Origin of the sequence: Streptomyces sp. NPDC024017, from assembly GCF_040638895.1 — a bacterium.
Classification (GTDB): domain Bacteria; phylum Actinomycetota; class Actinomycetes; order Streptomycetales; family Streptomycetaceae; genus Streptomyces.
Map to the genome: position 1 here is coordinate 414,899 of NZ_JBEZYZ010000003.1, position 11,841 is coordinate 426,739.

Sequence of the window (11,841 nt, forward strand, 5' to 3'; positions counted from 1 at the left end):
CAATCTGAGCTCTCCGACGCCCGAGCTGGGGCCGATCAGGTCGCTGCGCAGCCGAGGAGGCAGAACGCGCTGACGCTGCTCGGCCGTGGCCTGCACCGCCTGTTCCGGTCGCCACTCACAGCAGGAGGTCGAAGACGGCTCGAGCCTCGTCCCAGTGCTGGGTCTGGGGGTTTTTCAGGTCGGGGTGGAGGATCTTGAAGCTCTGGGCAAGGGCCAGGCTGAGTCCGCCGATGATGTCCGGGTAGGCCGCCTCGGTCTCCTCATCGGGCGTGCGGTCCAGAGCGGGATGGGTGGCGAGCTGTTCCAGGATCGGCTTGAGTTCTATTTCGTGGTCGATCTTCCGGAAGTGGTGAATGCTCTCCTGCAGGCCTTTCGTGATCGGCAGGTCACTGGTGCGGATGATGTCGCGCCCGTTGGCCTTGGCAGTGGCCTGGGCGACGGTGAGCAGATCGTAGAGCTTGGCGTCGACGAAGTCGCTGTGGCGCTTGAGATCGTTCTTGTCGACGTTGAGTCCTGCGGCCGCGCGAAAGAACCTCTCGAATCTGGCGATGGACATCACGGTCATGACGGCAACCTCCGGCTGCGGGCGCCGGGTCGCTCCCGGCGCCTGGGGTTCTCAGCCAGCCTGGCCGACGGGGGCGCGCGAACGCATGCGCATGTCGGGCCCAATTAGCCTCCCTGTATTGCCCTGCCAGGCCCAGGCGTCCGAGAGCCCGGGTTGTCGGACGGGCGTGCGGACCCAGCGCAGGGCCGGAGCGCGCTCCGCAGAGGCCGGTGAGCAGCAAGCCAGGGCCGGTTGACTCATCCCGCCCACCAGCCGCCCGACCGGGCAGGACGTAGCGCTGTGCCTCGCAGGCGTTCTGGATTTCCCGCGTGTCGGCCTCCGGCTCCCGGGCCGGGCACAGAGAAGCGGGGTGGTCGATGGCGCGGCGTGCAGTGCGTGCCGGAGCGGGTGTCCGCGGTGGCACAAGCGATGCCGGCCCGGTGGTGGGAGCAGGCCCTGTGCCGAGAAGACGAGGAGGTCCGGCCGTACTGCCTGCCACCTGCTGGCGGAGGCCAGCGTGTCACGCGGCGTCGACGTTACCTCGGCGGCGTCTGTGGGCACTCGGGACCGCGGGACAGCCGACTAGGAGGGTCCGCTCATGCGGGTGTCGTCTCAGGGCGTTACGGTCGTGGCTCTCCTGGCGGATCCGGACGCGCCGACGGAGATCGCGCAGCGCATGGCCCGGACACTTCCTGCTCGGCTCGCCGACAAGTCGGGCCAGGGGCGTCGGTTCGACGTCGAGGTCGTCAGTGAGCCCTTCACCTCCGGGACGGAGGACCCGCCCACTTTGATGCGCCGGATCATGGACCGTGGGAGTGCGGAGAACTGGGACATCGTCGTGGCCCTCACCGACCTTCCGCTGCACTCACACGGGCGCAAGCTCGCTGTGAATCTGAACCACGAACACGGCTTGGCGCTGTTCTCTCTTCCTTCACTGGGAGGCCTGCGGCTGCAGACGAGGGCCCGGCGGGCCGTCGAAGAAGCCGTGCTCGGCTTGGCGGGTCCGCGAACTACCGAGGCTGAAGGACCTCCACGAAGTCAGCCGCTTCTGGGGCCCTTCGTCAATCGTCTCGCGCCTGTTCATCCGGGCCGAACCGATGAAAAGGAGACCGACGATCTTCGGTACGTCGTCGGCGGGCCGCGCGGTTACCTCCGGGTGCTCGCCGGTATGGTCCGCGCCAACCGGCCGTGGCGGTTGGTGCCGGGTTTGTCGAAAGCCCTGGCGGCCGCACTCGCCACGGGAGCGGTCGCCACCGTAAACTCCACCGTCTGGACCCTGGCCGCGTCCCTCAGCACGCCACGCCTCGTGATTGCCACGGTCGGATCTGTCGCGATCATGATCGGCTGGCTGATCATAGACGCGGAGCTGTGGCATCGATCAACAGAGAGCTCGCCGGAGGCGAGGCAGAGGGCGCGGCTGTACAACGCCTCGACGGTCGTGACCGTGGGTATCGGCGTGCTCGTCTGCTACGTGGGTTTGCTGGTCATCAACTGGGTGTGGGCGCTGTTCATCCTCAACGACGAAGTGTTCGCTTCCGTGACACAAAACCCACTGCACGCCGAGGAGTACTTGACGTTGTCCTGGTTCGTCGCTTCGGTCGCCACCGTGGGCGGCGCGCTGGGATCGGGCTTGGAGAGCGACGAGGCGATCCGGGCAGCCGCCTACTCCAAGCGCGAACAGGAACGTCGCCACACGCTCCAAGACGAGCACGGTGACCAGCCCTCGAAGTGAACCGACACCGGCACAACTGGCTCCCGGCCACGTGTTCGGCATCGCAGCTCACCGAGTCCCGCGTACCGGGACTCATGGTCGCCTGCGGCGGTCATCCGGACCAATCAACGCCCGCTGAATTGGGGCCGCTCCACAACAGCCGGGAGGTCGGCTCGGGGGTGCGCGTCCGCCGAGCGCGGTGCCGTCAGGAGGCTGCGGCGCGGCCGACGCGCCCCGGCAGGGCGTTCCGGCTAGGCTCACATGAGTGAGGTGGCTGCGGACCTTCGGGGAGGTCGTGCGATCCGGGCTCACGATCGAGGAGGCGCGGCTGGAGCCCCTGCTCGCGCTGCGTACGGCTGCTGGGGTGGCGATCGTCATCGGGTCGGCGCTGTGGCTGGTCTCCCCTGCGTACGCCGCGTCCGCCGCCCTCGGTGCCTACTCCGCGGGTGCGGCCACCTTCCAGCGCACTTGGCGTCCGCGCAAGGTGATCGCGCTCGGCGCGGGCGCGGGTCTGGCGCTCAGCACCTTCGTGGGCTACCTGGCGGCGGGACGACTCGTGACGCTCCTCCCGCTGCTGGCCGTATGGGCCTTTGCCGCGGGGATGGCGTGGTCCCTCGGATCGACTGCTGGGATCGTCGCAGCGACGACGGTCGGCAGCATGCTGGTGACCATCACCCTGCCCACCAGCGTCGGGCGGGCCCTGGAACACGCCGGGGTCATCGCGCTCGGAGGCGTGGCGCAGGCCGCGCTGATCTTGCTGTTCCCGATTCGCCGCTGGGGGGCGCATCGTGACGCGCTGGCCGAAGCTCTGGCCGCCGTGGCTGACTACGCCCGCCGGCTGCGGCACGACCCGACCGCGCCGTTCGACCCGGAGCCGCTGATGACGGCCCGGGACGCGGCCGCCGTGACGCCATCACAGGCCCGCACCCGGCCCCCCGTCCTCCACGGCCCGCGGGGCCTCGCCGAGCGCATCCTGCCGGTCGTCGCCGCGCTCGCCGACCCGGACGTCGGCGCCCCGGCGGAGGGATCCGGGCGGGATCGCGCACGGGAGTTGCTCGATGCGGCCGCCGACGTCCTGGACGCGGCCGCCCGTTCGATCCGCCGCGGCACTCCCGCCGAGGTGCCGCCCGCGAGCGCGGAGGTCCTGCGCGTCGACGAGGAGGGCGAGGTGTTGGAGGGGCCCGCCCGCCAGGCCGCCGAACGGCTCGTGGAACTGCTCGCCGAGGCGTTGGAGATCGCCGGGAGCGGCGGGGCGCGCGACAAGGCGCCTGCGCCGCCCGGGCCCGCGAGCGCCCAGTTCTTGGTGCGCCCGACCATGCTCCGGCTGCTCCCGGTCGTCGTCCGGGCGGTCCGCCGGGAGCTCCGCCGGGACTCGCCCGTGTTCCGGCACGCAGTCCGCCTGGCGGCAGTGGCCACGCTCGGCTATCTGATCGCTTCCCGGCTGCCACTGGAGCACGGCTACTGGGCGCCCATCGCCTCGGTGATGGTGATGCGGCCGGACTTCCACCAGACGTACGCGCGTGCGGTGGGCCGTCTCGCCGGGACCCTGGCGGGGGTCGCGCTCGCCACCGGCATGGTGCAGGCCCTGGGCCCGGACGCCCCTGTGTTCGGCGCCCTGGCGGTGGTCTCGGCGGCCCTGTCGTACACGCTGCTCCGTACCGGCTACGCCTACTCCCAGTGCTTCACTGCCGCGTACGTCGTCTTCCTGCTCGGCATGGGCGGCCAGGCATGGGAGCAGACGGTCCCGGAGCGGGTGGTGCTCACCCTGCTCGGCGGGGCCCTGGCGATGCTGGCGTACGTGGTGTTCCCCGCATGGGAGACTCCCCGGCTGCTGGGCCGACTGGCGGACTGGCTCGCCGCCGACGGCCGCTACGCGGCCGCAGTGCTCCGCAGCTACGCCGAACCGACCCGGGAGCATCGCGCCGACATGCGCAGGGCCTTGCTGGCGAGCAGGGAGGCACGCGCCGCCTGGCAGGCGGCCTACGACCAGGCAAGGCAGGAACCGGTCGGCCCCAGAGGTCTGACATCGCGCGAGGCGGAGGAGGCGCAGGAGGCGCTCCAGGGACTTGACCGGGCGGCGATGCTCATGGAGAGCCACGTCCCGCGGGCCGGCAGTCGTTTCGCCCCCGAGGCGGAGCGGTTCGCCGAGGCATTGGAGGCAGACACCGCGCGGGCGGCGGTCGATGTGCGTGAGCACAGGAATCCGGACTGGGGGCGCGTGGAGGAGGCGCTCCACGCGTGGGAGGGCGCCGCCGGGGACCGGAGCCCGGTGCTTCGGCGCGGGGCAGAGCTGCAGAAGCGGGCCCTGGAGGACCTCGCGGCAGCAGTGGGCCGCACACCCCTGGAACGGGACGTCAGCTCAGCTCGCGAGGAGCAACGGGTGCGGGCGGCCGTGGCTGGGGAAGGTGACGGATCAGGACCCGCGCACCGGGGTGGGTGACGGTTCCGGCGACCGTGAGCGCCGCGCCTCCTGGAGCGGGCCGTAGTCTCCCGGCCGTGTCGAGCGCCGCCACACGTACACCGCTGTCGCCATCACGAGAATCAGCCCCGCCAGGACGAGCAGTTCGATCCCCTCGACGTTCCACCGGAAGGACTTCTCCGCCTCGGCCGTCACGATGAGCACCTTGCGGATGCCGGCAATCAGGCCGACGACGAGGAACGGCTCCGCGTCGAGGGTCCGGTTCCTGATGGTGAGGCGGACTGTGTGGAGCAGCTCGGCCACGATGAACAGCACCAGGCTGCTGTCCAGGGCGGAGAGAACGACCGTCTCCTCGCGGTACGGCCCTTGGACCGACCGGATGACGTCATGGACGACCCCGACGGTCAGGATCCCCGCGAGCAGTACGAGGAGCGCCGCGACGACGAGGTGGATGCCGTCCTCGATGAGCTGTAGGAGGCCCTGTACCCGGCCGCCCTCGATCTTCGGGAGAATGGGTCGCACAGTCAGCATGTTAGGAGTGCCCCGGCCCGCAGGCGCTGCGTGCTGGGCGAACGGGTGGACGGGCGGATCCCTCCCTGTCGTGGCAGCCTGGGGAAGCGGCGGAGCACGACAGGCCTGCCATGCAGCAGGTACCACCAGGTAACCCGACGCGGATACAAACGGCAGGAACCTGCGGCCCGTCCTGGCGCCGACCCGGGGTCTGCCCTCCGATTCGGCCCGGGACCTCGCCCCGGCCTGCGGGAGGAACCGCGCCGCCGCACCGCCAGGCGGACACCGATGGTGCCCCCTTGCGGCGAGCGAGCAGGTCGACGTGTCCGACGTGGCCGGAACGTCGGCACCGCCTGGAGGACGGCGGCTGGGACATCGGCGTCTTCCTGACCCAGGCCGACCATGAGGGCAGAGCGCACTCCGTGGCGGGCGCACCGTGCCGGAGGACGCAGGTGCACTGGAGGTGTGTGATGAGAGCTGACCGCTCCCACGAGAGCCGTGATGGTCACGTACTGGTCCTCGATGCCGGTTCTTCGAGCCTCCACATCGCTCTGTTCGCGGCGGACGGTGAACGGGTGGCGGAGCGAGACGCCTCGGAGCCTCCGGGGCCTGCTGCGGCGGCGGAACTGCGGAACTTCCTCAGCGAGGTGCCCGCTCCTGCGGCGGTTGGTCACCGCATCGTCCACAGCGGTCCGCACCTGACTGGACATACGCTGATCGACACACCCGTACGGGCTCTGCTGGCGGACGTCGCCGATCTCGCGCCGCTGCACGTGACCCCTGCCCTGCATGTGGTCGATGCCGCACGGGAACTCCTGCCCGACGTTCCTCATGTCGCCTGCTTCGACACTGTCTTTCACAAGGATCTGCCGGTACAGGCATGCACGTACGCGGTGCCGGAGCGATGGCGAGCCGAATACGGGCTGCGCCGGTACGGCTTCCACGGGCTTTCCTACTCGTGGGCACTGCAGAGGACGGCGCAGGCGTTGGGCCGACCCGTCGACAACCTCCAGGTCGTGCTCGTGCACATGGGCGGCGGTTGCTCGGCCTGCGCCGTCCGGAACGGACACAGCGTGGACACCACCATGGGCCTCACTCCGCTGGAAGGCCTGGTGATGAGCCGGCGCAGCGGCAGCCTCGACCCCGGCGCGCTGCTGTGGCTGCAGCGGCGGCACGGTCTGAGCACGGACGAATTGGATGACACACTCCACCGGCATTCCGGTCTGCTCGGCCTCTCCGGTACCTCAGGAGACACCCGGGACCTGGTGCGCGCCCGCGCGGAGGGTGATGCCGCGGCCGCGTTGGCGCTGGCGACGTTCACACTCAGCTGCCGCAGGGGCATCGCCTCGATGGCCGCCTCGCTGGACCGGCTGGACGCGCTGGTCTTCACCGGCGAGATCGGCGAGGACCAACCCGAGGTTCGCGAGGAGATCTGCTCGGCCCTGACTGTTCTCGGTGTACGAGGCGGGCTACTCGTCCCCGAACTGGAGGATTTGATGCGTGAAGGCCTCCGCCGCATCGATCAGGCGGTGAGAAGTGTCCCAGTCCTCGTGGTCGCAACCGGCGAGACACAGCAGATCGCCGTCGAGACCCGACGGGTGCTCGGCGTTGCTGACCGGACACGGTAGCTGTCACCAGTTGGACAAGTTTGTTGTCATGTCTGGTGCGTGGCCAGTCGTGTTGTTACCAGATAACGGACGTCGCCCTCGAGGACCACCACCTGGACGAGGCTCGGAGCCAGGGCTGAAGCGTGCTCGCTGTGGGCCCCGCGAGCGTCGTCACGGACCCCCACGCCATGAGGGCGCTCGCCCCTCGCCCACACACCACGCCATGGGCGGGCGGTGAACGCGAGATGTGGGTGTCGATCCGCCCCACCACCCTCACCGGCCGCCGCATCACCACGGCCGACCGATAGGCGGCCACCGGCTCCGGAGGGCGGCCCCGCCCAACGTGCCGCCGACTCGCGAGGGGAAGCCTTATAGCTCGCCGAGCCCGAGAGTGCCGACCTTCTCGTCACTGGCAGCCAAGGCCTAAGTGGCCTGGGCAAATTCGTGTTCGGGTCGGTTGCCATGGCCACCGTGGCTCGTTCGAAGCATCCTGTCGTCATGGTACGGACGGGTGAGACGGAGAATCTGCCGGAATTCGAGGGGGAAGTCCCCTCGGTCCGCATGCCCTGCCGCGATGTGGCGGTAGCCGTCAACGTTGACGAACCGTCCGACGCGGTCCTGCGCTTCGCCTTCCACGCCGCCGAGTTGCGCCGGGCACAGCTGCGCGCGGTACACACCTGGCGGGTACCGTTCTCCCACGGCTTTGCCGACGCCGAGGCGCGTGCCCGGTGCACGGCGGAGGAGAGCGCGAGCTGGCGGAGCTCGCACCGCGGCACGAGAAGTACCCGCGCCGCCGTCGTGAAAGAAGAGCTCCACGAGGGATGGCTGGCGCCGCCCCTACATTGCCTGCTCGGACCGGGGTGACTGCCCTTCCAGCGGTAGGTCGATGCCGGCGAGCGTGAGATGGCTGTTTTCCCTTCGCTCTCCGGTTTCACCCTGGTGCCACATCGACCGCTTGTCCGCTGATACCGATGCCTCCGGCAGCAGTTCCCAGTGCAGATCTCCCGAGCTGGAGACAACGTGCCAGCCGATGAGACATGTGGCCAACCGATCGAGCACAGGGATGAGCTCCGCGGGAACGAGTCCGCACTCACGCGCGATCCGCTCCAACTCGGCACATCCTCGACCAGCGGAGGCATCTGTGTGCGCCGCAAGGCAGAGAGCGGTAAGCCGCAGAGACAGGTTGCCGGCGGCCATACATCCACCGCTCGCCATACGGAGAGCCCAGTCAGCGGCGCTCCTGCGGTCCGGACGCGCGGGACTCTGAGTAAACAACACGCCGTCTAGGAGCTGGGCGGTAACCACGCCGTCGGCTGCCCCAGTCGCAGTAAGCGTTCTGCGGAGCCAATGTGACTGCTCCAACTCACTCCACGGAAGCGGGTCACGGCCCAGACGAAGACTGCGCATCACGCCGGCCGCCAGCCGGACTTTCGCCTCTGAATCCATGCGTAGGGCGCACTGCACGGCGAGCAGCCGGGCCGCAGCACCGGTGTGGCTGGGCAGGGCAGCGGCCAGGTAGCTGAGCATCTCGCGCACCCGAATCTGGTCACCCGGACCCTTGGGCCGCCGGTTGCGACGCCGCGCGACGCTGCTTCCGGAAGACGTCATGGTCACACGCGGGACGCTTTCAGGCACCACGGCGGCCTGTTCCGTCACCGACGCGCATGCCGTACATGCATCCGCAAGCCGCCAGAGGCGGCCGCCCCGCTCGCGGGTGAGAAGTAGACGGACAGGTCCTGCACAGCCACGGTGGCGTGGGTGCCAGCGGCAGCCTCGCTCACGGCACTGGCAGATCCGCATGTATGACGGCAGAGCGTCACGCCGGGCATGTCCCACTAGATGCTCGAGCGCCGCTGAGCGCGCGGAGGCGGCCACGAGCACCATGCCCCCGTGGCCGCACTGCTGACAAACAAGCTGCGGCCCGCCTGAACCGGTCCGCAGTTCCACTGTCCAGGCACGCTGCGTCGCTGAGCGTGTTGTACGGAGTCTCATGGAACGCGCGCTCCTCCCAATCGATCCCGCGCTGTCGTCCTCTCGTGCGAGAGCGACGGCCGCACACGGTAGTGCAGACCTCTGCCCTCTCGCTCGCATTCTCACCGGCAGAAATAGGGCAGAGGTCTGCACTGACAGGGCAGTGGTCTGCCCCGTCGGATGGTCAGGTGACGATCTTCCCGCCCGATCCGGACTTCGAGGCCCTGCGCCTGGAGCTCGCGCGCCTCCGGGCGGTCCGCGGATGGAGCTATGACGAGCTTGCTGCCCGCAGCGGACTCGCCCGGCGCACGCTCATCGAGATCGAGCAGGGCCGCACGATTGGGACTCTGAAGTCCTGGCATGCCCTTGCGCATGCCTTGAACACCCCTCTCGATGAACTCTTCGCCGCCCTGTGTAATGGGCATCAGCCCCCCAAGCACGCCGACGGGTGACGGGGATTGAGAGCGGCGGTTGCCATCCGCCCAGATCGGTGACTGGCTACGAACCGGTGTTCGGGCGCTCGAAAATCAGTGTCATCAGATGCGGCAGTCCGGGGGACATGAGCGGTGTGACGCCGGCTGGTCGGCGTGTTGCCTGGCAGGTTCGCCCGCATGCGATCAACACCCCTTCCTTCACGCCATTGGGACGGCAGCCTCTTCCATGTCCGTAGGAGGCGTTCCCTGCGCCTGAGCAGCGACAGCGCAAGCCGTCTGCTGCGATGCGGTCAGGGTGACCGCTGCCGGGATTGCGGCAACCGAATCGAGTGGTACCACAGCACCAACGAACGGCCCGTCCGCCTGCATCCTCACGAGCTGCCTGCTGAGAAAGTGCCGCCATCGTGCCACTGGCACGTCAGCGGTGGCGTCGCACATCCGGCAGGGGACGGCAGCGGCTGGTTCCGCCTGCCGCACGCCATGGTGTGTCCGGCTCGCGACACCAATCCGGCCGCGCCGGAACTGACAGGGCTGCGTCGCGCTCTGGCGGTCAACACCCGTCGCCTGATCGACAGTGGCGCATTCGTTCCCCCTCCCGCCCTGCCGGACACCAAAGCGTCAGCGAGCACTACCTGCCGTCCGGCCCGTCCCGTCGTGCAGCTCCTGTATCTCCGCTACCTCGCCAATCACCCCGTGGACGAAATCCAGTGCGTTGCCCAGACCCGCCGACGTCACCGCTGCACCAGCCCACTCCTCACCCATGACACGCGGGCAGGTGTCTGGACTCTCCTGCCCTCCACCACATCGCACGGCCAACTTCCCTTGCCTGGCGAGTTCATGGCCGTCTACTCACTCACCGGTCTGTCCTACGCAGAGCAACTTCGCTGGCGGGCTCAACGCTGCCCTGAGCACGCCGCCATTCCGACGGCCGCCGATGTGGCGCTGGTCGAATGGGAGCCCTTCGACCCGCTCCTCCACCACGAGCACATCCGCACCCGGCTCCCGACGCTCGCCCGACGCCGGGCGCCTGCTGGCTATGGCAGCAAGGCACCCCGAGCTGACCGCGCACCGCACCGTGGGAGCTGATGAACTCGAGGACCTTCCCCAGCCGTCACAACAGCCCGTTTCAGCGCTCCGTCCTGCTCCGCCTCTTCCTGAGGAGCCCTTGTGCCTACCCCGACCGACGAACAAGTCCGAGCCGCCGACACCTTCCGGGCGGGACACCACCTCGTCCTGCAAGCGGGAGCCGGTACCGGGAAGACGACCACCCTCGCGATGCTCGCCTCCAGTACAAAACGCCACGGTCGCTACCTGGCCTTCAACAAAGACATCGCTCGTGACGCCGCCGCACGCTTCCCCCGCACGGTGATGTGCAAAACGGCCCATGCGACCGCGTATGCGGCTCTCGGGCACCGCTATGTGAGTCGACTCAACGGCCCACGCCAACCAGCCTGGAAAACAGGCCAGGCCCTCGGTATCACCCGGCCCGTCCGCATCGGTGATCACGAGATCAGTCACAAGACGCTCTCCCACACGGCGCTACGAACCGTGACACGCTTCTGCTACTCCGCCGATCGAGCTCTGGCTCGCCACCACGTGCCACGCCTTCGCCGACTGACGGCGAACGACGAACACGCCGAGCTAACGGACGTCGTCATGCCGTTCGCGACCAAGGCCTGGGCCGATCTACAGGATCCCGAGCAGGGCGTGGTCCGCTTCGAACACGACCACTACCTGAAGATGTGGGCCCTGACTGAGCCCAAGATGGCAGCGGACTTCCTCTTCCTTGACGAGGCCCAGGACACCAACCCGGTGCTGGAGCATGTCTTCAACGCCCAACGCGATCATGCCCAACTCGTCATGGTCGGCGATTCTGCCCAGGCCATCTACGGCTGGCGCGGCGCACGCGACGTGATGACTGACTTCGACGCCACTGCCCTCACGCTGACCTGCTCATTCCGCTTCGGCCCACGTCTCGCCGAGCATGCCAACCACTGGCTCGAACTCGCCGAGGCACCCATCCGTCTCACCGGCAGCGAATCCATCCCTACGGAGGTCGGCGACGTCACCCACCCGCACGCGGTGCTGTGCCGCACCAACATCGGCGCCATGGCCGAAGTCATGCGTCTCCTTTCCGCAGGCCGCCGAGTCGCTCTGGCCCGCGGTGGCCACACGCTTGCCGCACTTGCCCTGGCGGCTCGTGACCTCAAGGAAGGCCGCCGCACCAGCCATCCGGAGCTCGTCCTCTTCGCGTCTTGGGGAGATGTGCAGGACTACGCGGCGTACGACCCCGCCGGCGGAGACCTCCAGCCCTTTGTCGACCTCGTCAACACGCATGGTCCGGACGCCATTCTCACCGCGGTCAACGAGCTCACCGGCGAGGACCGTGCTGACGTCATTGTGTCCACCGCCCACAAGGCCAAGGGCCGAGAATGGCAGACCGTCCGCATCGGTGAGGACTTTCCACCGCCCAAGGACACTGACCAATGCGACGCCGAGGGCCGCCCAATTCCGGAGCCCATCAAGGACGCTGACGCACGCCTCGCATACGTAGCCGTGACCCGGGCACGCCGCCGCCTCGACCTAGGGGGGTTGTCTTGGGCCGAACCGCCAACAGTTTCCAGCATGATTGCAGGCTGATGATT

8 protein-coding genes and 1 pseudogene are annotated in these 11,841 nt (G+C 68.8%); 7 read left to right on the forward strand and 2 right to left on the reverse strand.

The features are described 5' to 3' along the window. Positions 1 to 115: 115 nt before the first annotated feature. Positions 116 to 565 carry a DUF1931 family protein gene (locus tag AB0G20_RS10210; RefSeq protein ID WP_359757715.1) on the reverse strand — a complete coding sequence of 150 codons (450 nt, stop codon included), beginning with the start codon at positions 563 to 565 and terminating at the stop codon, positions 116 to 118. Positions 566 to 1,172: 607 nt separating this feature from the next. On the opposite strand from AB0G20_RS10210, the gene AB0G20_RS10215 reads away from it, so the two are divergent. Both AB0G20_RS10215 and AB0G20_RS10220 read left to right on the forward strand, forming a co-directional pair. Then, a complete protein-coding gene (locus AB0G20_RS10215; protein WP_361298750.1) occupies positions 1,173 to 2,276 on the forward strand; it encodes a hypothetical protein in 1,104 nt (367 codons plus the stop codon). Positions 2,277 to 2,520: 244 nt separating this feature from the next. Further along, positions 2,521 to 4,695: an FUSC family protein gene (locus AB0G20_RS10220; RefSeq protein WP_361298753.1), complete on the forward strand. Its 2,175-nt coding sequence runs from the start codon at positions 2,521 to 2,523 to the stop codon at positions 4,693 to 4,695. Here the strand turns inward: AB0G20_RS10220 and AB0G20_RS10225 are convergent. Next, a complete protein-coding gene (locus AB0G20_RS10225; RefSeq protein ID WP_359636259.1) occupies positions 4,669 to 5,205 on the reverse strand; it encodes a phosphate-starvation-inducible PsiE family protein in 537 nt (178 codons plus the stop codon). The genes AB0G20_RS10220 and AB0G20_RS10225 overlap by 27 nt on opposite strands. Positions 5,206 to 5,654: 449 nt before the next feature. Between AB0G20_RS10225 and AB0G20_RS10230 the strand changes: the two genes are divergently transcribed. The 5 genes and pseudogenes from AB0G20_RS10230 (at position 5,655) to AB0G20_RS10250 (ending at position 11,836) form a co-directional block, all read left to right on the forward strand. After that, entirely contained in the window at positions 5,655 to 6,812 is a 1,158-nt protein-coding gene (locus tag AB0G20_RS10230; RefSeq protein WP_361298757.1) for an acetate/propionate family kinase, read from the forward strand. A 369-nt stretch (positions 6,813 to 7,181) separates the two neighbouring features. Beyond that, a pseudogene (locus tag AB0G20_RS10235) lies at positions 7,182 to 7,655 on the forward strand (universal stress protein); the annotation flags it as partial. A 1,295-nt stretch (positions 7,656 to 8,950) separates the two neighbouring features. Beyond that, entirely contained in the window at positions 8,951 to 9,214 is a 264-nt protein-coding gene (locus AB0G20_RS10240; protein WP_361298760.1) for a helix-turn-helix transcriptional regulator, read from the forward strand. A gap of 159 nt (positions 9,215 to 9,373) precedes the next feature. Next, entirely contained in the window at positions 9,374 to 10,282 is a 909-nt protein-coding gene (locus tag AB0G20_RS10245; RefSeq protein ID WP_361298763.1) for a DUF6083 domain-containing protein, read from the forward strand. Between the two features lie 81 nt (positions 10,283 to 10,363). Beyond that, on the forward strand, positions 10,364 to 11,836 hold the full coding sequence (locus AB0G20_RS10250; protein ID WP_361298766.1) for a UvrD-helicase domain-containing protein: 1,473 nt from the start codon (positions 10,364 to 10,366) through the stop codon (positions 11,834 to 11,836). Positions 11,837 to 11,841: the final 5 nt, after the last annotated feature.

Bases quoted from the DNA above. Each gene is read 5' to 3' on its own strand.
- AB0G20_RS10225 (WP_359636259.1), bottom strand. From the start codon at position 5,205: ATGCTGACTGTGCGACCCATTCTCCCGAAGATCGAGGGCGGCCGGGTA.
- AB0G20_RS10210 (WP_359757715.1), bottom strand. From the start codon at position 565: ATGACCGTGATGTCCATCGCCAGATTCGAGAGGTTCTTTCGCGCGGCC.
- AB0G20_RS10230 (WP_361298757.1), top strand. From the start codon at position 5,655: ATGAGAGCTGACCGCTCCCACGAGAGCCGTGATGGTCACGTACTGGTC.
- AB0G20_RS10245 (WP_361298763.1), top strand. From the start codon at position 9,374: ATGCGATCAACACCCCTTCCTTCACGCCATTGGGACGGCAGCCTCTTC.